Here is a 21,678-nt window from a genome sequence, read left to right as displayed (position 1 = left end):
TGTGCATGATCAGGGCGTGCCAGGTTGAGGCGCTGCAGGCTCGCTTTCAATCACGGCGGGTGAGGGTTTGGCCATACGAATTGGACTGATCAGGTTGGTGTATTCCTCGATCAGTCTATGCACGGCCTCCGGAGGCTCGCAGGCCTTGAATTCCATGCTGATGGTTATTTCATCCGGGTCACGCTCCTGCCCCTGGCGCTTTTCACGGCCGAAGGTGACAAAGAACCGTTCGCTATGCAGTTCGCCGTTTTCCAAGGCGTGGCTGGCTTTTTCGAGTTCGGTGCCGTGCATCTTGACGGAGAGATCGACTTTCATGCTTTCCAACCCCAGACCGCGCGGTGCGACCAGGGCGATCAGTGGAATGTTCATGGTGTGTTGCTCATCCAGGCCAACTTCCACCATCTTCGCCTTCATGGGCGTGCCGAGGTCGTCCGGGTTGTAGTCAAAAAACTGATCGAACAACTTGATGTACTGCTGGGCAACCAGGTTGTGGGTCGCCGCTGCGGCCTGGTGCAGACCGCGGGTGATGTGGCTCAAATCACTGGCGCTCATCGGTTCTTTCTTGTTGGAAAACAGTGCCATGGGTGAACTCCTCGCTTACTGATCTAAGGAAGACCCCGCCGAAGCGGGGTCAGGTGGCTGTTACGGAGGGGTAGTGCCGCCTTTGGCCGGAGCAGGCTTCGGCGATTCCAGTACGGCGTCAGTGGGCAGCGGATCAGTTGCCGCCGTGGCTTTCTGCGCCGGCAGCAGCACCGGCTTGGTCGCCGCGTCAGTGAGGAAGTCGATCACCCGCATCAGTGCTTCAGGTGGGTCCTGACGGGCAATCTTGGTGCTGATGGCATAACGTGCACGGGTGTCGGTTTTGCGCGTCTGGGTCGACTTGTGGCTGACCGAGCCCTTCACCGTGACACTGAGCGGCCCCCAGCCGAGTTTGGCTTCGAAGCTGCCCTCACCAGCAGTTTCGCTGGTGTCCTCAGCCTGCTGGCTGATGGTCAGTTCGAAGTCGATGGAGCCTTCTTCGATGGTGATGTTGGGGTGGCTGATGGCCGCCAGCAGCGGGATGCGCATCTTCTTGGTTACGGTGCCCTTGTACACGCCGTTTTCGTCGACCAGGGTTTCGTCGTAGTCGAACTGTACGGACACCGCTTTACCATCCTTGATGCACACCGCCATCAGGAAGTCGGCATAGGCTTTGCTCGCCTGCACCTGAGCCGTGATCATGGCCTGCAATGGCCCTGAAATCATGCGGTCAAGTGGCAATGCGTTGATTACGGAACCGATCAGGCCGGTATCAATCTGGGACATAGTCAATCTCCTTATCGTATGCGCGAAATGCGCAGTCTCAGGCTATGGAGCCTCGCAGTTGAGGTTCAGCAGGAACTACTTACCTATGAGTTTCATGCTCTTGACGGCGGATGTTGCCGATCTGGCGCAGGCTCAAACCGTATTTGTCAGCCAGGGCGCTGCGTGACAAACCATCCGAGCTTTGCTGGACGATCTGCAGGTTGCGTATCTGTCGACAGAAGTGGTCGGCTTTGGGGATCTCGATAGCGATTCCGGCGTAACGCTCGATCAGAGCGCCCAGCGCTTGCGGCGGCAGGAGCAGGGCTAGCGAAGAGCGGGCAGGGTATTTGGGAATGTATTTGGGGCGGCCACCGAAGGCGCAGGTCAATCGGTATGCGCTTTCCAGACCGATACACTCGATCAGTTCCTGCAGTGAGTGGGGCAATAGCTTGATGTCGACCTGTTGTAGGTCATTCTCGTCCTTGGGGTCCTCCTTGTTGTCTCGTGGACTGCCAAGGATGCTAGGAATGGGACGGGTTGTTTTTTCAGCAGGAAATATCCCCCCTGAATGCGCTGGGAAATGCTTCAAGCTGATATGTATTTGCGGCCGGTGATCGACTGCCAATCCCCATCAACGGAGGATTGACCATGTCTCACTACTCGATTTACTTCAGTTTTATCGCCAACCTGGAAGGCGGACCGGCGACCAAGGGTTATGTTCCCGACGCCGGCAATAGCCGCAGCGGGGTCACCATTGCAACGGGGTTTGACCTCGGGCAGCGCAAGCTGGCTGATCTGCAGGCGCTGGATCTGCCGGATACCTTGCTTGAGCGTTTACGTCCCTACCTTGGCCTGACTGGGCAGGCGGCAGTAACGCAGCTGGCCACGCAGCCGCTGAATATCACAGCGGCAGAGGCAGAGCAGATTGATGAGGCGTACAAGGAGCCCTTTATCAATCGTCTGGCGGCGAGTTATGCCAAGTCCGGCGGCGGCGATTTTGCCCAGTTGCCAGCGCAGATGCAGACCGTGATCGCCTCAGTGGCCTTTCAGTACGGTGATCTTGCTTCGCGCACCCCTAATTTCTGGAAACAGGTGGTGGCGCATGACTGGAGTGCCGCCCATAGCAATCTGCTGAACTTTGGCGGTCGCTACACCAGTCGGCGGTGTCAGGAAGCCGAACTGCTGTCCCAGGCAATGTCCTGAGCAGCACACTGCCCAGCCGTAAGGCTGGGCAGTTATGGCGTTAATTGCAGGGGTAATGATTACTGGCAGGGCTGGGCCAGCAGCAGGCTGACACTGCGCATTTGGGCACTATCGGTCACCTGCGTGTGATCGGGCAGGCTGCGCCAATCCACTTTCAAGCAGATCGCTGTCAGCGGCTGTGGACCTTCAGTGCCAACCACACGTGGAGCAAAGTCGCGGCGGTACAGCGCCTGTGTGCCTTTGTCTGGCTGCACACTGTGGGCGTCACTCAGGGTGCTGCTGACCAGCTCGGGAATCTCCTTCATGGGCAGCGTAAAGCGTGCTTGCGCACCGTCCTGGTTGAAATAACCCGCGGCTCGGGTGCGCTGCCAAAGCTGTTGCCATTGGCTGCTTCCAGCCCCGCTAGCTAGGGACTGACCATAGGCTTTGAGGGTGTTTTCAGGCAGGTTTTCTGTGCTCATGGCATGGCTCAAGCTGCTGGCCAGGATCAGCAGGAAAGACAGGTTACGTATCAACATGATCAAGCTCCGATGGGTAGTGGAGCTTGCAAGGTGCCCGGGTCACTGGCAGCTGTTCAGCAGGAAATACTGCCCATTACGGTTGACCGCCAGATCGCTGCGGAAGTATTTCCTGCTGCAGCGGAGGGTGGCAGGGCGCTGAGATAGGTCTGCCAATTGGCAGCTATTTCACAAGGAGAGACCTGATATGCCCACTCTGAATCCAGCCATCACGCTTGCAGGCAACCTGGACGACTTCAACCATGACGGTTTTGAAATCGAGGCGATGAACTTCCTTTTTGATCGTCTTGATCGCGGCAATCTGACAGTTGACGGCGATGCCCTGTACATCGGCCAGCAAGCAGTGCGCCACTACACCTGGCGCGACAAGGGGCGCAATCGCACCTGTTCGATGTTTTTCACCTACGGCAATAGCCCCAGCCATTTAACGGTCTACGGCCTGGGCAAGCACTGCGGCGACAGTGACAAGGAGTACAAGCTGTACACCTGGGTCGACAAGAAGGAGCAGCTGTATACCCTGACGCCGACGCGCAGTGACTCGCGTTTTCGCTCATTGCTAGAGCCAAACTGAAGCTGGCTAAGCGCTCCTCTGGAGCGCTTTCTATTTCGCCTCGGCAACGATGCGTCGTGGTCGCTGCAGCAATTCTCCGCTGCAGTTCGGACAACGCCCATGCAATGTGCTGTCGACGCAGTCGCGGCAAAATGTGCATTCGTATGAGCAGATAAATGCGTCCTGGCTGTCAGCCGCAAGGGCATGGTTACAGCACTCGCATTGGGCACGTAACTCCAGCATGTTGGTCTCCTGATTGTGCGGTTTAAGCGAATCGCTCGGCATATTCCTGAGGGCTGACACCCAGGTGCTTGTGAAAGGTGCGGCGCAGATTTTCCGGGTGGTTGAAGCCGCTCAAACATGCCACCGTACTGATCGATGCCTGGGCGTTCTGCAGCAGGCTGCGTGCGGCTTCCAGACGTACAATTTCCACATAGCGACCTGGACCCATGCCCAACTCCTGATTAAAGATTCTCGATAAAGTGCGCGGCGTCATATTGGCTTGCGCGGCCAGCGCAGCCAACGACAGGTCCTCATGCAGGTGCAGCGGTATCCATTCCAGCAGGCTGGCCAGGCGTGGCACTCGGCTCGGTTCCGGAGTCAGCAGCGCACTGAACTGCGCTTGCCCGCCGGGGCGGCGTAGAAACAGCACCAGACGTTTGGCCACGGCCAAGGAAAGCGGACGACCGAGATCGGCTTCGACCAGGGCCAGCGCCAGATCAATTCCTGCGGTTACGCCCGCCGAGGTGAATATATGGCCATTACCGGCGGGGTCTTGTGGGTTATAGGTGTGCAGGCAGTCGTCACTGATCTCTACCTGAGGATGTTCTTGACGCAGGCAGTCGAGATCGGCCCAGTGCGTGGTGACGCGGCGGCCATCGAGCAGGCCGGCGGCAGCGAGAATAAGCGCACCGGAACAGACCGAGCCCACGCGCCTGATCTGCGATGTGGCGCCGCGCAGCCAGACCAGTAGCTCAGGGTTCTGGCGCTGCGCCTTTTCCCCCTGGCCACCGGGAACCAGCAAGGTATCGATATGCGCAGGGTCTACGGCGCTCCAAGCCTGTTCGGCAACCAGCTGAAAACCGGCGGAGGTAGGCATTGCCACCGCCTGCTGGCCGAGCACCAGCAGGCGATAAGCGGCGGGCAGGCCCTGACGCTGGCGTTCGTCATTGGCGGAGGCAAACACCTGCAATGGGCCAGTCAAGTCCAGGCTCATGACATGCAATGGTACGTGGAGCATCCATGGCGGCGTCTCGATAAGCGATGGATGCAGTCTGCGCTTAACGAGTAAAACCCACAGATATTGCCATTAGAGCGTCGCCAGAATGGCGAAATGGAAGGAGAGAAGGGCTCTGACAAGAGGGGCCAGTCGGCAGCTCAGAGCCCTTGTTGCAACAGCCGATTACTCCGGCATGCTCCATGGCTCCAGGGTGAAACCTTGCTGACTGAGCTGCTCACGGGACTGCTTGAGCACGTCGGCAAATTGCACTGGATCGCTGTAGATGGTGCTGGACAGTTGCGTGCGGCCGAGCAGGCGAGTGCTGGTACGGTCGATCACACTGAGGCTGAGGCTGAGGTTGCCAGTGCCATCTTGCGGGGCCCAGGCGACGCATTGGAAAGGTTGAAAGGCGCGGTCGGCAATCAGCAAAGCTTCGTTAAAACGCAGCGGTGCGTTCATGGGGTCGGTTTCTCCGAGGTGATCCCAAATACACAAAGGAGCAAACGGAAGATTCACGCTTGCCAGTCATATGCGTTGATGACCGAAGCTGACCGCCAAGTCACATGCTGGCGAAGAAATGCACGAAATTGTCCGATAAATCACAGTTTTAATCGTGCAAGCCGAGAAATTGGGCGAGGAAGAGGGTGGTTAGGCCTTCTCTGAGCCTTTGCAGACCGCCAGTAACTGCTGCAGATAACGAGCGATATAACGCTGAAAGCCTCGGTCATCCCAATAGCCCAAGTGGCTCAACGGGGTATGGCGCTTGTACCAGGGGCCCACTGGCATGGCGCGATCTTCGGCGACCACGGCGGCGTAATTGGGTAATGGGCGCAGCGGATAACCCAGCGGGTCTGCGGGAGCGTAGAGATTTAGCCAGCGCGCCTGCTCGGTCACCGCCTCCGTCAGGCAGTGGCCGGGAAAGCGGATCGGCACGACCGGGTCATAGGCAAAGGTAAACAGCGGGATATTGCAGCCGAAGGTGATCAGACCGCTCAGGGTTTCCAAGGCCAGAAAGGGGTCCAGCGGGCATTCCTCCGCGCTATTGATGCGCTGCTGATCCCAGACGAAATTGGAGAAGATATGCCCGCCCAGTGAGTGCGCCAGCACCACCAGCGGCGTATCGGCATCGACCTTGGCACGCAAGGCGTTGAGGCCGCTGCGCAGGCACTGATGGACTTCTTCATAGGTGGTGTCGTATGCCTGGCTGACTTTGCGATAGCCACTGGCATCACCGAGAAACAGCGTGACGATACGGCGTAACCAGCGCCAGCGCACGGGCTGGTCGCGCAGTTTGTCGAGAAAAGCCAGTTGCCGCTTGTCCAGCACGCTGGCCCAGTGCAGGGTCTGAAAGGCCACCTGATCGGCCTCGGCGCCGAGGCGTTGACGTAATCCGGCGATCAGGCTGTGGGCGAAGACGTGCTGGCCTTCGTCGTTACGCAGGTCGGGCTGCGTGCCGATGCCGTGGATAATGGCGACTGCGAGTTTCATCCTGCCCATCCTTGGTGATGTTGCTTGGTGTTCGGTCGGCTGTTGTCGTTAAAGGGGTTGCAGACGTTCGCCGAGGCAGCCGCTGTCGACCAGTTCGAGAAACTCGTCGCCAAGCCGCTGGCTTTCGCTCATGGCCGTGCGCCAATAGCGCTCGCGGCCGGCATCATCGCCCAGATAACGACTGAAGTCCTTGCGGTCGGGGAGTTTGCCATGGGGCAGGCGCGCCAGGTAGTCCCGTGAGGGCGCCAGCAGTAACACATCCTGTAGGCGTCCGCCATCACCGCGGCGCCAGGGCATGCCCTTGTCGAACCAGCCTGGGATGACCTTGTCGGTGAAGTGCGGGTAGAGCACGATATCGTCGCCGCTGTACGGCAAGTCGAGGTGGTAGTCGAGCAGACCGCCATCGCGATAAGTTCCGGGGCCGGCACCGGGAATATCACGCACGCCTTGCATGATCATTGGGATGGAGCCCGAGGCCAGCAGTGCATGACGTAGGTTGCCACTATCGAGCTGCAGGTAGCGCGAGGGAAAGTCGCTGAGCGCGCCCAGCGGCGGAGCCAGGCGAGCGTCGTGCAGAATCACCCGTTCGAAATGCTTGGCCAGGCGCGGGCGGCCCAGCAGGTTGCTGCCAATTACCGACGACAGGCCCAGGCCGAGGGCGCCGCGATGATCGTGCTGCAGCAGGCCATGGCTTTTCACCACAACGATATTCAAGCGGTAATGCGGGTTGCTGAGGATGCTATCGCTGTCGTTGCCCAGCAGCTGGTCGAGCATCAAACTGCAGCTACTCGACACCTGCGCCATGCTCACGCCTTTGGCAAAGCGCTGCGAGGTATACAGCTCGCCGAGGCGGCGCAGGCCAGCTGCCGCATCTGGCAAACAGGCGCTGGCGAAACGCCAGGAACCGATGGACGCACCAATCAGCGAACGCTCGCGCGGTGCGCGCTGCAACCAGTCGCCAAACAGCGCCAGATCCAGCCCCTGAATCCCCAACGCCTTCGGGCCGCCTGCCGCGCCTGGCAGAATGCCGACGTCGGCTGGCTGCAAGCCGTGCTCGCGAATCCGCGCGAGGGCGCGTTTACCGGCCTTGATCGTCAAGGCAGGGGACTTGATTAATATCGCACTCATGCTGGCCTCCATCACGCAAGGCAGCGATTATAGAGCGCCGAGTTGCTAGGCCAAGCGACTTCAGCATGTGAATGATGGGTGCACGGATTTGGATAAGTCAGCGTTTGCGCGACGCCTTAAGCAAATTCAGCTTGAGTTAAGTCGTGTGCAGTAACTTGGATTCCGTCGAAAGCCAACTCCATTAAGGAACCTGAAGATGAACACACTGACTGCCGTATTTGCTGCTGGCCTGGCCATGACTGCCGGTTTGGCCCAAGCCCGTGACCTGGGTCCGGACGAAGCGCTGAAACTGCGTGACGCCGGCACCATCCAGTCCTTCGAAAAACTCAACGCTGCAGCTCTGGCGCTGCACCCAGGCAGTAAGACCGAAGACACCGAGCTGGAAGAAGAGTACGGCCGCTATATCTACCAGGTTGAAGTTCGCGACGCCCAGGGCGTGCAGTGGGACATCGAGCTGGATGCCACTAACGCACAAGTTCTGAAGAACCAACGAGACGATTGATGAACAGCACTGCTTGGCTTGCACGCGCACTCCTGGCCTGCCTGCTGCTGACGCTGACGTTTAGCAGCAGCGCGCGTGACCTGGATCAGGATGAGGCGTTACGCCTGCGCCGCGAGGGGTTGATCATGCCTCTCGAACAGTTGTTGCAGATGGCCTTGCAGCGTCATCCCGGTGCGGTTTTGCTGGAAGTTGAGCTGGAGGAAGAGGACGGTGTACTGGTTTACGAAGTCGAACTGGTGACCGAACAGGGCATCGTGCGCGAACTGGAGTTGCGCGCCAGCACCGGCGAAGTACTCAAGGACGAGGTGGAAGACTGAATGCGCCTACTGCTGGTTGAAGACCATGTTCCCCTGGCTGATGAACTGCTCGCCGGTTTGGCGCGTCAGGGGTATGCGGTTGATTGGTTAGCCGATGGCCGTGATGCCGCCTATCAGGGCGCGACCGAACCCTATGATCTGATCGTTCTTGACCTCGGTTTGCCTGGCAAACCGGGGCTTGAGGTGTTGCAGGAATGGCGAACTGGCGGCCTTATCACACCAGTGTTGATCCTTACTGCGCGAGGATCCTGGGCCGAGCGTATCGAAGGGCTCAAGGCGGGGGCAGATGATTACCTGAGCAAACCCTTTCACCCGGAAGAGTTGGAGCTGCGCATCCAGTCCCTGTTGCGGCGCGCCCGTGGCCTGGCCAACCAGCCGCAACTGGAAGCGGCGGGCTTACAGCTGGATGAAAGTAGGCAATCGGTGCAACGCAATGGAGAAGAGGTACAGCTGACCGCCGCCGAGTTCCGTCTGCTGCGCTATTTCATGCTGCATGCCGGGCAATTACTGTCCAAGAGCCACCTGGCTGAGCACTTGTATGACGGTGAAAGCGAGCGCGATTCGAACGTTATCGAGGTGCACGTCAACCACCTGCGGCGCAAGCTGGGACGCGAGGTCATCGAAACCCGCCGTGGTCAGGGGTATCGCTTTAGCGGGGATGTTGCTTGAGGTCGATTCAACGGCGTTTGAGTCTGGGGCTGATCAGCGTATTGCTGGTTATTGGCCTGCTGTTGGCGCAAAGCAGCCTCTGGCTGTTCGATCGCAGCCTGCGCGGTTATCTACAGACCAATCTGCAGGATGAAACCCAGACCCTGCTCGGCGCGATTGTACGTGGCCCCAATGGCCTGCAACTGGATGAGCGGCGCCTCAGTGCTGCGTTCAAGCGGCCTTATTCCGGCCTGTATTTCCGTATCGACCTTGGCGAGCAGACCTGGCGTTCGCGCTCACTCTGGGATCGCAATCTGCGTCCGGTTGCAGAAGCCGGTTTACAGGACGCGCTGGGTGACGGGCCACAAGGCCAGCAGTGGTTGGTATACCGCGCTGACTACCAGCGCTATGGCCAGCCCATCGTGATTCATGTGGCGCGCGATTACACACCGATACTCAACAGTTTCAGCCAGGTACAGAAGATAGTTCTGGGCCTGGGGATTACCGCCCTGGTGCTGATTCTGTTGTTGCAGCGCTTGATCGTCAGCCGCGCGTTGCGCCCCTTGGAACAGACCCGACGGCAGCTGATACAGCTGCAGCAGGGCCAGCGTAGCCAGCTGGACCAACAGGTGCCGCTGGAACTGGAGCCGCTGGTGGCTCAAATCAACCACTTGCTGACGCACACCGAAGACATCCTCAAACGCTCGCGTAACGCCCTGGGCAACCTCGGCCATGCGCTAAAAACGCCGTTGGCGGTGTTGGTCAGCCTGGCCACCCGTGAAGAGCTCAAGCAGTTACCGCAACTGCGCGAGAGCCTCAATGGCCAGCTGCAACAGATCGAGCAGCGTATTGCCCGCGAGCTGGGGCGTGCACGCTTAGCTGGGGAAGCCTTGCCGGGGGCGCATTTCGACTGCGCCAATGAACTGCCCGAGCTGTTTTCGACCCTGGCGATGATCCATGGCAACCACCTGGAACTGGACTGGCAGGCCGAGCCTGGGCTGCGGTTGCCCTGGGATCGTGAAGACCTACTGGAACTGCTCGGCAACCTGCTGGACAACGCCTGTAAATGGGCCGACAGCCAGGTACAGCTGCAAATCAGCAGGGTAGGAGAGGACTATCAACTGGCGATTGATGACGACGGGCCGGGTATCGATGCTGCACAGCGCGACGAAGTGCTCAGCCGTGGCAGCCGTCTGGATGAACAGGTGGCCGGTCATGGGCTAGGTTTGGGCATCGTGCGCGATATTGTTGATGCCTGGGCCGGGAGATTGCAGCTGGCTGAAAGCCCGCTGGGTGGCTTGCGCGTAACGGTCAGCTTGCCAGTGAAGCGCACCTGAGTTCATCAGGTACGCTCAAACCAAGGCTTACATGCCGTTGGCAAATGCCGGGGTGCTCATATCGATACTGGCGCGTACCGGGCCCAAGGCTTGCGCGTACTTGACCAGAATATCCAGCTCGTAATCGATGCGTGCATGCAGGCGCTGGTCGTCTTCGCTGCTTGGCTCTGGCGTGTTCAGCACCTTCTCGACGCTGCGCACGATCAGATGCTCAGGCAGGTAGCAGAGGCGGCAGTTCTTGTAGCTGGACGCGCGCAACTCGCTGATCGGATAAGCCCCGCCCACTCCCGACGAGACGCCCACCAGCAGCCCGGGCTTGTGCGCCAGCTCAGCCTTACTGGCGTAGATAAAGAAGTTCTTGATGGCCGGGCAGGCCATGCCATTCCATTCAGGGGAAATGATCACCACGGCATCGGCAGCTGCCAGTTGCTTGCTGTAAAGCCCCCATGGGCCGGTATCGTCAGCGGGCCAGAGCGGCAGCGGGGCGAGGCCCAGGTCAATCACATTGCTCTGTGCTTCATCGGTGTGGCCCAGCTGAATCAGACGCTGGCGCAAAAAACGGGCGACCTTGCCTGATTGGCTGTTACTGCGGCTGGAGCCGGCCACCAGAGCGATATTGAGCATCGTGCACCTCGTTATTTGAGAAGTCAGAAATGAAAAACGCAGGCTAACGATTGCTAGCCTGCGTCACAAGGAAACAGCCGCCAGAGTGGCGGTCCGATGGTGCCACGCCTAACGGTCAGACGCGGAACTGGTCCATCAGACTCTGCTGATGGTTGGCCAATTTGTTCAGACCTTGGCTGATTTTTGCCGACTCGTCGGCCTGGGCGGAAATAGATTCGGTGACATCCCGGATCGAAGCCACGTTGCGGTTGATTTCCTCGGCCACCGAGCTTTGCTCTTCGGCTGCGCTGGCAATCTGCAGGTTCATGTCGGTAATCACACTGACCGCCTGGCTGATACGCTGCAGCACGGCGACGGCCTGTTCCACCTGTTCGACGCTGCCCTGGGCCTGGCGCTGGCTGCTGTGCATGGTGCTGACCACTTCCTTGGTACCGCTTTGCAGGCCTTCGATCACCTGGCGAATTTCCTCCACCGAATCCTGGGTACGCTTGGCCAGGTTACGCACTTCATCGGCCACCACGGCAAAACCACGCCCGGCTTCACCGGCCCGCGCCGCTTCGATCGCCGCGTTGAGGGCGAGCAGGTTGGTCTGTTCGGCGATCGAGCGGATCACTTCGAGTACCGAGCCGATCTTCTCGCTGCTATTGGCCAGGCCTTCGACTTCCTGCATGGCCACGTTCATCTCATTGGCCAGCAGTTCGATGGTCGAGGTGGTTTTGCCGATCACGCTCATACCTTCGCGGCTGGCATGGTCGGCGGTGCGTGCCGCTTCGGCGGCCTGGGCGGCGTTATGCGCCACATCCTGCGCCGTAGCGCTCATTTCCTGGAACGCGGTGGCCACCTGATCCACTTCACGGTATTGCTGCTGCATGCCGTCGCTGGTCTGGCTGGCGATCAAGGCGGACTGATCGGCCGTGCTGCGGGCGTCCTGCACGCTGCGCTTAACATCAGCGATGATCGGTTGCAGCTTGTCGAGGAAACGGTTGAACCAGCTGGCCAGTTCGCCCAGTTCATCTTGCTTGGCGTATTCCAGGCGGCGAGTCAGGTCGCCTTCACCGCTGGCGATATTTTTCAGCATTGCCGCGACGCCGAGAATCGGCCGGGTCACGCCCAGTGCCGTCAGCCAGATCAGCAGAATACCCACCACCCCGGCAGCCAGACCAAGCCCCAGGGACACCGCCGTACTGCGCGTGCCCATTTCATCCATTTGCGTTTCCAGGCGAGTGGCCGGTTCCAGCAGAACTTTCTCAGGCACCTCCATCAACACGCCCCATGGCTGGGATTCAGGAATCGGCAGCAGCGGTTGCAACACTTGTAGCGAACCATCGTGGTGCAAAACTTCCGGGCGGTTGCTGGCCACCAGACTGGTCATTTCGCGGTGTTGGTCTGCGAAGGCTTTTCCCAGTTTGCCGCCCAGCAGGCTGCTGTCGCGGCTGTGGCCGGCAAGCAGGCCCGCAGGGCTGATGATACTGACATGCCCAGCGCCGTCGAACAGGCCCTGGTGTGCGCTGGTGCTGAGTTCCTGCAGGCTGGCCAGGCTGATATCCACACCGAGCACACCGATCACCTTGCCGCCTTGTTCCAGCGGGAAGGCGATGCTGGTCATCAGGGTTTTTACTCCGTCAGCTTCGTCGATATAGGGGTCGAGCAGGCACACCTTCTTCTGCTGCAACGGGCAGCTGTACCAGGCGTTATAGGGCGCGCCGCTGATACCTGGCGTGGCGTCATTAAGGTCTGCTTCTTTCATCGCCTCAGCGCTGATCGCCTTGTGCCCAGTAGATCGAGAAGCGGCCCTTGTCGTTGCTGCCGAGGTTTTCCTGATCGGCGAACAGATCATCCTTGCCGTCCAGTGCGTTGGGCTCGAACGCCACATAGATACCCAACAGGCTGCGGTTGGCCTCCAGGGCGCTGCGTACCTGACGGGTCAGGTCTTCGCGCAGGTCGAAGGCATCCAGAAAGCGTTTTTCCGCCTGTTCGCGGATAAACAGCACCTGGGTGGCGGCGCCGCGACCGTACTGGTAGGCGTCCATAAAGTAGCGCTGCATCTGCAGTGCTTGGGACTCGCCGCGCGCCGACATGCGTAACTGCGCGGACTCCTGCAGCATGGCCGAGCTGGCCTGCTTGACCAGGTTGGCGCTGCGCGAGGCCTGGATGACCGAAGCGGAAACCAGCACCGCAACAATGGCCAGCAAGCACAGGCCGGCCAGTAGGGTGATCTTCAACTGGATGGAAAGTCGGCTGAACAGCATTTTCAGGACCTTTTTATGGCAGAGGCTTAGAGCGCCTATCGGCGCTTAGGCGCTTTTCTTTAAGTTTCACGTCAAGTAAAGCAGAGCAAGTTGCAGGCCAGCGGCAGCTTTGAAATGGCAGGGTAGTCGAAATTAGCAACGCCTTGTACAGAATAATTTACTGGTGTTTTGACAGGTCAGTCAGCATTGTGCAGAGTACGCGCCCTTCGCCGAGCCGGCGCAGTCTCCAGAGAAGGTCGAAACCTTCGCGGACCTATTTAAATTGCGGGAGTAAATCGATGAACGCAGTCGTTGCGGCAGTGGGGATCATGCTGATTCTCAGCTTGTGCCGTGTGCACGTGGTGGTAGCTCTGATCGTCGGCGCATTGGCCGGCGGTCTGCTTGGCGGCCTGGGTATTGAGGGTTCGCTGGCGGCCTTTAATAAAGGACTGGGCGGCGGGGCGACAGTGGCCCTGTCCTATGCCTTGTTGGGTGCCTTTGCCGTGGCGATTGCCAAATCCGGTCTGGCCCACGCCCTGGCGGACAAGGCCTTGGCCATGGTCGGCAAACAGGACGCCAAAGGCGCCGGTCTGCTCAAGTGGCTGCTGATTACGCTGCTGTTGGCGGTGGCGATTTCCTCGCAGAACATTCTGCCGATTCATATCGCGTTTATCCCGCTGCTGGTGCCGCCACTGCTGTATGTATTGAGCAAGCTGCAGCTTGACCGCCGCCTGATCGCCTGCGTGCTGACCTTTGGCTTGATTACCCCCTACATGTTTTTACCGGTGGGTTTTGGCGGGATTTTCCTTAATGACATTCTGCTGGCCAATGTCGCCAGCGGCGGCGTCGATACCAGCAGCCTGGACGTGAGCAAGGCCATGGCGATTCCGGCGCTGGGCATGCTGTTTGGCTTGCTGGTAGCGGTGCTGTTCAGCTACCGCAAGAAGCGTGTCTATGACCTGAGCAAGATCGAACAGGTCGAGCGCGTGGATGTCGCCTACAACCCGCTGAGTCTGCTGGTGGCGGGCGTGGCGATTGTTACTGCGTTTGTTGTGCAGCTGTGGCTGGACTCGATGATTATCGGTGCGCTGGCCGGCTTTATCATCTTCTCGGTGTCTGGCGTGGTGCGCTGGAAAGAGGCCGATGGCCTGTTTACCGAGGGCATGAAAATGATGGCGATGATCGGCTTTATCATGATCGCCGCCGCCGGTTTTGCCGAAGTAATGAAAGCCACTGGCGAAGTGAAAAGCCTGGTCGACAGCTCCGCCGAGCTAATTGGTCACGACAAGGCGCTGGGTGCGCTGTTGATGCTGCTGGTTGGCCTGCTGGTGACTATGGGCATCGGTTCATCGTTCTCCACCGTGCCCATCATTGCCGCGATTTTCGTACCGCTGGGTCTGCAATTGGGCTTCAGCCCGCTGGCCATTCTGTGCATTGTCGGCACTGCCGGCGCGCTGGGTGATGCCGGCTCGCCTGCCTCCGACTCGACCCTCGGGCCAACTGCCGGGCTCAACGTCGATGGCCAACACAACCATATCTGGGACAGCGTAGTGCCGACCTTCCTGCACTACAACCTGCCGTTGCTGGTATTCGGTTGGGCAGCAGCTATGGTGATCTGACCGGGGCATTGCTCGTTTGCCGCGCGATAGCGCCAGACGACTCAACCTTTCAGCGGGGCTACCGATAAACCGGTAGCCCCGTTTTTATTCCGCTGTACTGCCATGCAAGGATCTGCCCGATGCGCCTTACCTTGAAATCAAAAGTCGTGCTGTTGGCACTGATACCGGTGGTGCTGTTTGCCCTGGTACTCAGTGGTGCCGCCGCCAAGGTGTTACAAAACCTGGCCGCCCAGGAAATTGAAGAAACCCGCGAGCGCCTGCTGCAGGAAAGCCGCAACGAACTGCAGCACTACGTGCAGATCGCTCTGGGTTCGGTACAGACCCTGTATGACGGCGCCGCGCAGGGTGATATGGCCAGCCGTGAGCAGGCCGTGGCGATCCTGTCGAAGATCAAGTTCGGCAAGGACGGCTACTTCTTCGGCCACGACTCCAATGTAGTGCGCCTGTTCCGCGGCGACAGCCCGGTAGATGTCGGCAAAAGCCTGGCCGATCGTCGTGACCCGAATGGCGTGTACATCAACCGCGAACTGGTGAGTGTCGCCAAGAACAACAGCTACTACGTCAATTACAGCTCGCCACTGCCGACGGATGATTCGGTGCTGGTGCCGAAAATGGCTTACAGCTATTACCTGCCGAAATGGGATATGGCCCTGGGCACGGCGATCAACCTCGACGGCGTCGAGGCGCAGATTGCCCAGGTACAAGTTGAAATCGACGAGCGAATCAGCACCAGCATCATGGTGATTGCTGCCGTGCTGCTGGTGATATTCGGCATTGTCGGGGTGGTGCTAAGCAACACCTTCCTGCGCCCGCTGCAGCAGATTAAGGACAACCTAGATGACATCGCCGCCGGTGAAGGCGACCTGACGCGTCGCCTGCCGATCAATGGCGACGATGAGCTTGGCCAGCTGGCTGGCTCGTTCAACCGCTTTGTCGAGAAGATCCACGGCCTAGTACGGCAGATCGTCGATATGACAGGCCAGCTGACTGAACTGGTCGGCCAGGTATCGGCCCAGGCGCAGCGCTCGGAAGCGGCCATGGAGCGTCAGCGCCATGAGACCGATCAGGTGGCGACCGCAATCAATGAAATGTCCGCTGCCGCCCATGAAGTTGCGCAAAGCGCTCAGGGCGCAGCAGAAGCGGCGCAGAAGACCGACACCGAAGGCCAGGCAGCGAAAAAGGTGGTCGATGGCAGTATCGAGCGCATTCACACCCCGGTACAGGACATCCGCGACAGCGGCGTATCGCTCGACACTCTACAAAAAGACGTATCGTCGATTGTCAGCGTGCTCGATGTGATTCGCTCCATCGCCGAGCAGACCAACCTGCTGGCCCTCAACGCCGCCATCGAAGCGGCACGTGCGGGTGAAGCGGGGCGCGGCTTTGCCGTGGTGGCCGACGAGGTGCGCGCGCTGGCCAGCCGTACGCAGCAGAGCACCCAGGAAATTCAGGGCATGATCGACCGTCTGCAAAAGGGCACCCAGGATGCGGTGACCGCGATGCGCCGCTCCAGTGATGCCGGTGATGTCAGCAGCGAGCAGGCCAACCGCGCCGGCACATCGCTGGATGCCATCGCGCAATTGATTGGCACCATCAACGCGATGAACGCGCAGATTGCCAGTGCTGCCGAAGAGCAAACCGCCGTGGCCGAAGAGATCAACCGCAGCGTGCACAAGATTGCCGTGGCGGTGGACAGCGTGGCCGACGAAACCCAGCAGGGCGCGCAGACCGCGCGCAACCTGGCCGGGCTGGGCGAACGCCTGGGCGCACTGGTGCGTCAGTTCCGCATCTAGCACCAGGTGCAGGCACATCAAAAAGGGAAGCCAGGCTTCCCTTTTTTATTGTCACGAGCAGTGTTCTGTCAGAGCAGGCCGCAGATAACCGCAACAGCTTAAAACCCACCGCGCTATATCCAATAAATATGTAGCTCTGTGGTTGGCGGGAGTTTCTTGGACTAGCGTGCATGAATCGCCAGGCTCGCTTGAACCTTGAGCAGCGGCGACACGTTTGGGTTCGCGCAGTTACTGCTGCTTCGGCGCGGTGTATGAGCACTCTCCAGTGGGTTCTGGGCTGATTTCGGGTGACAGCTGGAGGGGATTTGTACAACGGCTCGGGTATGTGGACCCATCGATAACAACAAGATGAGGGACTCACCATGTCTGTAGCGATAACACTTCGGCGCTGTGCTGCGCCACTGATGGTTTCGGCCCTGGCTATGCCTGTGCAGGCCGAGCAGGGCGATTACAACTTCTGGCAAACCCTGAGCAACCTGGTGGTGGCGCCGGCGGCAGATAACAAGGTCACCCCGGCGCAACGTCTTGGGCCGTACCCGCTGCTGGCCAACCCGAGCGGTTTCAACAGTGGCTTCAAACCGGCCAACTACTACGCCTGGCAAACCGTGCAAATGGCCCCGCAAACCGGCGCCGTGTGTGGCAACGGCTCGCCGTACAAATTCTTCGTCAACCGCGTGCCCAATACCCGCAACACCATCATCTACCTGGAGGGCGGCGGGGCCTGCTGGGACTACGCCAGTTGCACCCGACAGAGCGGCATTCGCGGCGCACGTAACCCCGACGGCATTCCCAATGACTACATGAGCTTGCTTAACCCAGGTGCCAGTCTGGTCAGCCCCTTCGTGGTGCGCCTGCATCCCTGGACGCGAGTGAAAACCCAGAACTGGAATATGGTCTATGTGCCGTATTGCACCGGCGACATCTACTCCGGCGACAAGGTCGCGGTCTATGAAGATCCACAAAGCCAGCAGGCGCCGCTGATCTGGCACCACAACGGCCTGCGCAATATGCGGGCGGTGGTGGGCTGGCTGAAAGACAACCTGCCGCGCCCGACGCAGATGCTGACCACCGGTTGCAGCGCTGGCGGTGCCGGCAGTCTGACCAACTACGCACCAACCCGGCAGGACATCGCACCGACGCGCAGCTTCCTGATCAACGACTCCGGACCGGTGTTCTCGGCCATCAGTGGCGGGGGTAACGAGGCCTATCCGTCCTTGCCATTGCAGGGTTTTATCCGCAATGCCTGGGGGCTGGATGCCGGGCCCTTGCCGTACCTGCAGTCGCGTTTGCCGGGGCTTAACCTGAACAACCTGGGCAGCATCTATCCGGCGTTGTCGAGCAACCTGGCGGCTGATCGCATGGGCCATACGCACTTTTGGAAGGATTTGAATTACTCGTCCTATTCCTATGAGCGTTTTTACCCGGAAATCATCAACGCACCGAACCAGGCCGCCAAGGAGGCGCTGATCCACGCCAAGTGGGATGTGGACACCGGCAGGCTGCGTAACGAGCTGGCCAACCTGCCGAATGTCGGCGGTTACTTCCCGCAGTACCGCGCGGTCAATGAAAGCCACTGCACCAGCATCATCGAGTTTGCCAACGCGGATATTCAGGAGCAGAACCTGCAGCTGGATGACTTCGTCAATAACGTGATGAATGGCAGCGGCCCGGTACTGGATGCCTCTGAGCAGAGCGATACCGCCGACCGCAACAAACCCTTCAACCTGCTGTACTACGCGCTCGACCAGCTGTTGTGACGCGCTGCCCGACCTGAGCAGGCGGCTCAGGTCGGGCTATTGATAATGCTGTTCACGCGCCTGCTGCAGGCGTTGGCGCAGGTATTCATCACGGCTCAAACCATCGGGGAAGCTGTCCATGCTCAGGACTTCCTCGACGATGCGCTTCTCATCGGTCTTGTAACGGCGAAACTCGGCGCTGGGTGTCGCGGCCTTGGCTTCGCGCTCGGCGCTAATCGCCTTGTAGCGGGCGACCAAGGCAGCGGCCTGATCTTTCTGCGCTTGTTCATCGCCAGTGGTGAGCTGAATCAGCCCCAGCTGCAGTAACAGCGACTCACTCATGGCCAGCTCGTTGCGCTGCTCGTAAGTCTCGATCTGCTCACGCAAGGCCTCTGCCTGGCTTTCACGTTTTGCGGGGGACAGCTCGGAAGCGCCGCTGACAAAGCTGCGGTAGGCCTGATGGAACGCCAGGCGTTGCTCCTGGTTTTTCACAGCTGGGTTTTGCAGCAGCTCCTGCAACTGCGCTTCAGTAGGCATCGGTGTCGCCGGGCTAACATCCGAGAGCAGGCTTGTGGCGTTGTCGGCCTGACTGGCCTGCGCAATGACCTGCGGCTCGCTCTGTAGGCGCCAATGCAGCGTGCCGAGCACGGCAATCAGCACCACCCCACCACCGACTAGAAGAGGTTTTCCCTGCACTGCTATCTCCTGAGTGACGCCGCACCATGCGGCGTTTTCAGCTTAGCAGGGGGTTGAAAAACCTAGGCGAGGCATTCAGCGCTTCTTGCTGACCCAGGCCCAGAGCATTTCACACTGGACCGGCTGGATGCCGGCTTCATCGGTCACGGTCACGGTAACCAGTACTTCGCCTTTCTCCTGAGTGTGGATGGCTTGAATCTGCTCGGGTGTCAGGCTGGCCACGCCGCGCAGGCTGCCGGTGGCACGCTTGAGGTAGTCGACCTTGAGGCTCTTGATCAGCGGCAGTTTGTCATCGGGTACATTCATGCCGACCAGAAAGCCCGTGGCGGACTCAGCCAGCAGCGCCATGGCTGCGGCGTGTACGCCCTTGATGTGGTTCTGCACCTTGCGCTTGTTGGCGATGCTCATCACCGCCTGCTGTTGGGTCAGCGTATGCACGCGCACCTTGGCGGTGCCGGCGAACTTCACCTGAGAGCCAAACAGCAGCGACAGCGCCGGGCTTTGCAGGGCGCTGGGCAGTTGCTGGATTTTGCCGACGATACGACTCAAGCGATTGCTGGACATGCTGATGCTCTTTGCACAAAGGGAAGGGCATGAGTCTGTCACAGCGAAATGTGACCGGCCAGGGCTGACCGGTCACAATATTACCCGTCGATTAGAGCAACCGACGGCCGTCTTCGCGGGTGATGATCACGGTAGCCGAGCGCGGACGCTGACCTGGGCCATCAGGCCAGGTGCTGAGCAGGTTGGTCGCCGTTGAGCCTTCGCCCGGGTGCTGGATATTGACGAACAGGGTGCGGAAGTCCGGGGTTGCAGTAATGCCGGTCACCTCGGCGCCCACAGGCCCGACCAGGAACCGCTTGAGTTCACCGGTACGCGGCTCGGCCACCAGCATCTGGTTATTGCCGAACGGCCCGCTGCTCAATTGGCTGCCACTCATGTCGGTCTGAATCCAAAGCCGGCCTTCTTCGTCGAACCACAGTCCGTCGGGGCTGGCCAGGCGGTTGTCCGCTGTCAGCGGTTTACCGTTCGGACCGATACTGTCGGTCTCGGGGCCTGCCAGCATAAACAGGCTCCAGGCAAACTGGCGTCCGGCGTAATCCTTGCTCAGCTCACGCCAACGGATGATATGGCCGAACGCGTTGGCTGGGCGCGGATTGGCAGCATCGGTGCTGGTCCGGGCACTGTTGTTGGTCAGGGTGAAGTACACCTCGCCATTGTCCGGGTTGACCGCGCCCCATTCCGGGCGATCCATCTTGGTGGCGCCAACCACGTCAGCCGCCAGACGGGTATTGATCAATACCTCACCCTGGTCGGCAAAACTCACCCCGGCGGCCTTGCAGGCTTTCTGGAATTTCTTGTCGTGGATATCCAGCGCCAGCCATTCGCCTTTGCCGCTGGCAGCGAAGCGCGCGACATACAGCGTGCCTTCGTCGAGCAAACGGCCATTGCTGCGGCCTGGACGGTATTTGTCACGGCTGACGTATTTGTAGATGTACTCGTTCTGTGAATCGTCGCCGGAGTAACACACCACCGGGCGGCCTGATTTCACCGGGGCGAACACCAGGCCTTCGTGGGCGAAGCGACCGAGCGCCGTGCGCTTGATGGGCACAGACTCCGGCGCAAATGGGTCAATTTCGACGATCCAGCCAAAGTGGTTGGGTTCGTTGCGATAGTCCGCGCTGGCCGTGGTGGTCATACGCGTGGCATCGAAACGCTCGAACTCATCGCCCTTGAGGTGATCCCAGCCGTAGCGGCTGCTGCCGCGCAGGCCGTAGCGGCTCAGTTCGCGTGGCAAGTCGGTATCGCGGCTAGCAAAGTAGCCAGCCCAATTCTCTTCGCAGGTCAGGTAGGTGCCCCACGGGGTAAAACCGTTAGAGCAATTATTCAGGGTGCCGCGGGTGGCCGTGCCTTTGGGGCTGTAGCGGGTTTTCAGCAGCACATGGCCACGCGCCGGACCGCTGATCTGCATAGGCGTGGCGCCGGTGATTCGGCGGTTTCTGGCGCTCGGCAACACCGTCCATTCGCCATTCAGGCCACGGCGTACTTCCACCACTGAAACGCCGTGGGCATTGATTTCCTTACGCACTTCTTCGGCGTTGCTGCGTTTGCCGGCTACCAGCGTCGGGCCATTCGCGTGCAGCAGCGGCGCGTCGATATATTCGTGGTTGAGCACCAGCAGACCGTGGTCGCTTTTCTTGCTGCCGCGCTGGGCGTCGATCGGGAAGAAATGCATGCCGTCATGGTGCATGCCCAGTTGCTCGGCCTGATCCTGGGCGCTGTTGCTACCGTCACTCAGATAAGCCGGATAATTACCGGTAATCGGCGTACCCCAGGGGATAAAGGTGGTGGCGCGGTAACCGGCCGGTACGCTGATGCTGTCTAAGCGGTTGGTCGCGATAGCCGTGAAGGGCAGCTTGCTGCGCGGTCTAAAGTGCAGCTTGTCCAGGCCTTTGGCGGTTGGTTCTGCCGCAACCGCGGCGCCAGGCATAACACTGCCGAGAAAGGCCAGGGTGCCGAGCGCTGCACCGGCGGCCAACACCTGCCGACGGCCTACACCGTCGATCAGCTGATTGATATGCGGGTTATCGGACGCATTGCTGGGCAATTCATCGCCATTGCCGAACAGCACTGAGTTTTCATTATTTTGGCTCATGCAGGCTCCTTGGATTAATCGACGGGTGCCTGACGCTATCCAAGAAAATTGACGTAAACATGACAGCGGCTGTGCGAAAACGCACAAAACCAGAAAAGAGGGGATTTCAGGCAAAAAATGGCCGAGAGCCAT

The 21,678-nt window shown here is 59.7% G+C and carries 22 protein-coding genes and 4 pseudogenes; 10 read left to right on the top strand and 16 right to left on the bottom strand.

Translation table 11 applies throughout. The features are described 5' to 3' along the window. Window positions 1–9: 9 nt before the first annotated feature. The 3 genes from BLW24_RS20705 to BLW24_RS20695 form a co-directional block, all read right to left on the bottom strand. Complete coding sequence (locus BLW24_RS20705) at window positions 10–582, bottom strand: DUF2589 domain-containing protein (RefSeq protein WP_090386529.1); 573 nt, start codon at window positions 580–582, stop codon at window positions 10–12. A 60-nt stretch (window positions 583–642) separates the two neighbouring features. Continuing rightward, on the bottom strand, window positions 643–1,305 hold the full coding sequence (locus tag BLW24_RS20700; protein ID WP_090386527.1) for a DUF2589 domain-containing protein: 663 nt from the start codon (window positions 1,303–1,305) through the stop codon (window positions 643–645). Between the two features lie 79 nt (window positions 1,306–1,384). Continuing rightward, window positions 1,385–1,738: a transcriptional regulator gene (locus tag BLW24_RS20695; RefSeq protein ID WP_090387816.1), complete on the bottom strand. Its 354-nt coding sequence runs from the start codon at window positions 1,736–1,738 to the stop codon at window positions 1,385–1,387. 194 nt (window positions 1,739–1,932) lie between these two features. Here BLW24_RS20695 and BLW24_RS20690 point away from each other — a divergent pair, with 194 nt between their 5' ends. Further along, entirely contained in the window at window positions 1,933–2,487 is a 555-nt protein-coding gene (locus BLW24_RS20690) for a pesticin C-terminus-like muramidase (protein ID WP_090386525.1), read from the top strand. 59 nt (window positions 2,488–2,546) lie between these two features. On the opposite strand, the gene BLW24_RS20685 is transcribed toward BLW24_RS20690, so the two are convergent. Then, entirely contained in the window at window positions 2,547–3,005 is a 459-nt protein-coding gene (locus BLW24_RS20685; RefSeq protein WP_090386523.1) for a hypothetical protein, read from the bottom strand. A gap of 187 nt (window positions 3,006–3,192) precedes the next feature. Here BLW24_RS20685 and BLW24_RS20680 point away from each other — a divergent pair, with 187 nt between their 5' ends. Further along, window positions 3,193–3,576: a hypothetical protein gene (locus BLW24_RS20680; RefSeq protein ID WP_090386520.1), complete on the top strand. Its 384-nt coding sequence runs from the start codon at window positions 3,193–3,195 to the stop codon at window positions 3,574–3,576. A gap of 30 nt (window positions 3,577–3,606) precedes the next feature. Here BLW24_RS20680 and BLW24_RS20675 read toward each other — a convergent pair whose 3' ends face one another. From BLW24_RS20675 to BLW24_RS20655, 5 genes are all read right to left on the bottom strand, one after another. Next, on the bottom strand, window positions 3,607–3,798 hold the full coding sequence (locus BLW24_RS20675) for a DUF1272 domain-containing protein (protein ID WP_090386518.1): 192 nt from the start codon (window positions 3,796–3,798) through the stop codon (window positions 3,607–3,609). 22 nt (window positions 3,799–3,820) lie between these two features. Continuing rightward, window positions 3,821–4,795, bottom strand: a complete 975-nt coding sequence (locus BLW24_RS20670; protein WP_139272722.1) for a GlxA family transcriptional regulator — start codon at window positions 4,793–4,795, stop codon at window positions 3,821–3,823. A 162-nt stretch (window positions 4,796–4,957) separates the two neighbouring features. Continuing rightward, complete coding sequence (locus tag BLW24_RS20665) at window positions 4,958–5,233, bottom strand: hypothetical protein (protein ID WP_090386514.1); 276 nt, start codon at window positions 5,231–5,233, stop codon at window positions 4,958–4,960. A 189-nt stretch (window positions 5,234–5,422) separates the two neighbouring features. Then, complete coding sequence (locus BLW24_RS20660; RefSeq protein WP_090386512.1) at window positions 5,423–6,262, bottom strand: hypothetical protein; 840 nt, start codon at window positions 6,260–6,262, stop codon at window positions 5,423–5,425. Window positions 6,263–6,310: 48 nt separating this feature from the next. Next, window positions 6,311–7,390, bottom strand: a complete 1,080-nt coding sequence (locus BLW24_RS20655; RefSeq protein ID WP_090387815.1) for a patatin-like phospholipase family protein — start codon at window positions 7,388–7,390, stop codon at window positions 6,311–6,313. A gap of 196 nt (window positions 7,391–7,586) precedes the next feature. Here BLW24_RS20655 and BLW24_RS20650 point away from each other — a divergent pair, with 196 nt between their 5' ends. The 4 genes from BLW24_RS20650 to BLW24_RS20635 are packed head-to-tail and all read left to right on the top strand — an operon-like array spanning window position 7,587 to window position 10,194. After that, complete coding sequence (locus BLW24_RS20650) at window positions 7,587–7,892, top strand: PepSY domain-containing protein (RefSeq protein WP_090386510.1); 306 nt, start codon at window positions 7,587–7,589, stop codon at window positions 7,890–7,892. Further along, window positions 7,892–8,209 carry a PepSY domain-containing protein gene (locus tag BLW24_RS20645; RefSeq protein ID WP_090386508.1) on the top strand — a complete coding sequence of 106 codons (318 nt, stop codon included), beginning with the start codon at window positions 7,892–7,894 and terminating at the stop codon, window positions 8,207–8,209. The genes BLW24_RS20650 and BLW24_RS20645 overlap by 1 nt, the downstream gene beginning before the upstream one ends. Further along, a complete protein-coding gene (locus BLW24_RS20640; RefSeq protein ID WP_090386507.1) occupies window positions 8,210–8,878 on the top strand; it encodes a response regulator transcription factor in 669 nt (222 codons plus the stop codon). It begins immediately after the preceding gene. Beyond that, a complete protein-coding gene (locus BLW24_RS20635) occupies window positions 8,875–10,194 on the top strand; it encodes a sensor histidine kinase (protein WP_090386505.1) in 1,320 nt (439 codons plus the stop codon). Before BLW24_RS20640 ends, BLW24_RS20635 begins: the two co-directional genes overlap by 4 nt. A gap of 27 nt (window positions 10,195–10,221) precedes the next feature. Here the strand turns inward: BLW24_RS20635 and BLW24_RS20630 are convergent, their stop codons facing one another. The 4 genes and pseudogenes from BLW24_RS20630 to BLW24_RS27410 all read right to left on the bottom strand — a co-directional run. Next, a complete protein-coding gene (locus tag BLW24_RS20630) occupies window positions 10,222–10,818 on the bottom strand; it encodes an NADPH-dependent FMN reductase (protein ID WP_090386503.1) in 597 nt (198 codons plus the stop codon). Window positions 10,819–10,933: 115 nt separating this feature from the next. After that, a pseudogene (locus BLW24_RS27275) lies at window positions 10,934–11,446 on the bottom strand (methyl-accepting chemotaxis protein); the annotation flags it as partial. 393 nt (window positions 11,447–11,839) lie between these two features. Continuing rightward, window positions 11,840–11,896, bottom strand: a pseudogene (locus BLW24_RS27415) (hypothetical protein); the annotation flags it as partial. A 314-nt stretch (window positions 11,897–12,210) separates the two neighbouring features. Beyond that, window positions 12,211–13,067, bottom strand: a pseudogene (locus BLW24_RS27410) (cache domain-containing protein); the annotation flags it as partial. A gap of 278 nt (window positions 13,068–13,345) precedes the next feature. On the opposite strand from BLW24_RS27410, the gene BLW24_RS20620 reads away from it, so the two are divergent. The 4 genes and pseudogenes from BLW24_RS20620 (at window position 13,346) to BLW24_RS20610 (ending at window position 18,215) form a co-directional block, all read left to right on the top strand. Beyond that, a complete protein-coding gene (locus BLW24_RS20620) occupies window positions 13,346–14,665 on the top strand; it encodes a Na+/H+ antiporter family protein (RefSeq protein ID WP_090386501.1) in 1,320 nt (439 codons plus the stop codon). A gap of 119 nt (window positions 14,666–14,784) precedes the next feature. Continuing rightward, window positions 14,785–15,552 (top strand): annotated as a pseudogene (locus tag BLW24_RS27260) (cache domain-containing protein); the annotation flags it as partial. Window positions 15,553–15,636: 84 nt separating this feature from the next. Then, window positions 15,637–16,458: a methyl-accepting chemotaxis protein gene (locus BLW24_RS27255; RefSeq protein ID WP_420875043.1), complete on the top strand. Its 822-nt coding sequence runs from the start codon at window positions 15,637–15,639 to the stop codon at window positions 16,456–16,458. 362 nt (window positions 16,459–16,820) lie between these two features. Next, window positions 16,821–18,215 carry a pectin acetylesterase-family hydrolase gene (locus tag BLW24_RS20610; protein ID WP_090386496.1) on the top strand — a complete coding sequence of 465 codons (1,395 nt, stop codon included), beginning with the start codon at window positions 16,821–16,823 and terminating at the stop codon, window positions 18,213–18,215. A gap of 36 nt (window positions 18,216–18,251) precedes the next feature. On the opposite strand, the gene BLW24_RS20605 is transcribed toward BLW24_RS20610, so the two are convergent. From BLW24_RS20605 to BLW24_RS20595, 3 genes are all read right to left on the bottom strand, one after another. Continuing rightward, on the bottom strand, window positions 18,252–18,890 hold the full coding sequence (locus tag BLW24_RS20605) for a hypothetical protein (protein WP_139272721.1): 639 nt from the start codon (window positions 18,888–18,890) through the stop codon (window positions 18,252–18,254). Between the two features lie 75 nt (window positions 18,891–18,965). Next, window positions 18,966–19,454 carry a DUF4442 domain-containing protein gene (locus BLW24_RS20600; protein WP_090386492.1) on the bottom strand — a complete coding sequence of 163 codons (489 nt, stop codon included), beginning with the start codon at window positions 19,452–19,454 and terminating at the stop codon, window positions 18,966–18,968. A gap of 91 nt (window positions 19,455–19,545) precedes the next feature. Then, window positions 19,546–21,546, bottom strand: a complete 2,001-nt coding sequence (locus BLW24_RS20595; RefSeq protein ID WP_090386490.1) for a PhoX family protein — start codon at window positions 21,544–21,546, stop codon at window positions 19,546–19,548. Window positions 21,547–21,678: the final 132 nt, after the last annotated feature.

The sequence above is a fragment of the Pseudomonas anguilliseptica genome (genome assembly GCF_900105355.1).
Taxonomy (GTDB): domain Bacteria; phylum Pseudomonadota; class Gammaproteobacteria; order Pseudomonadales; family Pseudomonadaceae; genus Aquipseudomonas; species Aquipseudomonas anguilliseptica.
The sequence above is the reverse complement of the archived record's forward strand: the minus strand, read 5'-3'. Positions and strand labels throughout refer to the sequence as shown.

Coding starts and splice junctions, on each gene's coding strand:
- BLW24_RS20660 (WP_090386512.1), bottom strand. CDS start 6,262: ATGAAACTCGCAGTCGCCATTATCCACGGCATCGGCACGCAGCCCGAC.
- BLW24_RS20655 (WP_090387815.1), bottom strand. CDS start 7,390: ATGAGTGCGATATTAATCAAGTCCCCTGCCTTGACGATCAAGGCCGGT.
- BLW24_RS20705 (WP_090386529.1), bottom strand. CDS start 582: ATGGCACTGTTTTCCAACAAGAAAGAACCGATGAGCGCCAGTGATTTG.
- BLW24_RS20700 (WP_090386527.1), bottom strand. CDS start 1,305: ATGTCCCAGATTGATACCGGCCTGATCGGTTCCGTAATCAACGCATTG.
- BLW24_RS20630 (WP_090386503.1), bottom strand. CDS start 10,818: ATGCTCAATATCGCTCTGGTGGCCGGCTCCAGCCGCAGTAACAGCCAA.
- BLW24_RS20670 (WP_139272722.1), bottom strand. CDS start 4,795: ATGCTCCACGTACCATTGCATGTCATGAGCCTGGACTTGACTGGCCCA.
- BLW24_RS20645 (WP_090386508.1), top strand. CDS start 7,892: ATGAACAGCACTGCTTGGCTTGCACGCGCACTCCTGGCCTGCCTGCTG.
- BLW24_RS20620 (WP_090386501.1), top strand. CDS start 13,346: ATGAACGCAGTCGTTGCGGCAGTGGGGATCATGCTGATTCTCAGCTTG.
- BLW24_RS20610 (WP_090386496.1), top strand. CDS start 16,821: ATGTCTGTAGCGATAACACTTCGGCGCTGTGCTGCGCCACTGATGGTT.
- BLW24_RS20595 (WP_090386490.1), bottom strand. CDS start 21,546: ATGAGCCAAAATAATGAAAACTCAGTGCTGTTCGGCAATGGCGATGAA.
- BLW24_RS20675 (WP_090386518.1), bottom strand. CDS start 3,798: ATGCTGGAGTTACGTGCCCAATGCGAGTGCTGTAACCATGCCCTTGCG.
- BLW24_RS20640 (WP_090386507.1), top strand. CDS start 8,210: ATGCGCCTACTGCTGGTTGAAGACCATGTTCCCCTGGCTGATGAACTG.
- BLW24_RS27255 (WP_420875043.1), top strand. CDS start 15,637: ATGACAGGCCAGCTGACTGAACTGGTCGGCCAGGTATCGGCCCAGGCG.
- BLW24_RS20685 (WP_090386523.1), bottom strand. CDS start 3,005: ATGTTGATACGTAACCTGTCTTTCCTGCTGATCCTGGCCAGCAGCTTG.
- BLW24_RS20690 (WP_090386525.1), top strand. CDS start 1,933: ATGTCTCACTACTCGATTTACTTCAGTTTTATCGCCAACCTGGAAGGC.
- BLW24_RS20665 (WP_090386514.1), bottom strand. CDS start 5,233: ATGAACGCACCGCTGCGTTTTAACGAAGCTTTGCTGATTGCCGACCGC.
- BLW24_RS20650 (WP_090386510.1), top strand. CDS start 7,587: ATGAACACACTGACTGCCGTATTTGCTGCTGGCCTGGCCATGACTGCC.
- BLW24_RS20600 (WP_090386492.1), bottom strand. CDS start 19,454: ATGTCCAGCAATCGCTTGAGTCGTATCGTCGGCAAAATCCAGCAACTG.
- BLW24_RS20680 (WP_090386520.1), top strand. CDS start 3,193: ATGCCCACTCTGAATCCAGCCATCACGCTTGCAGGCAACCTGGACGAC.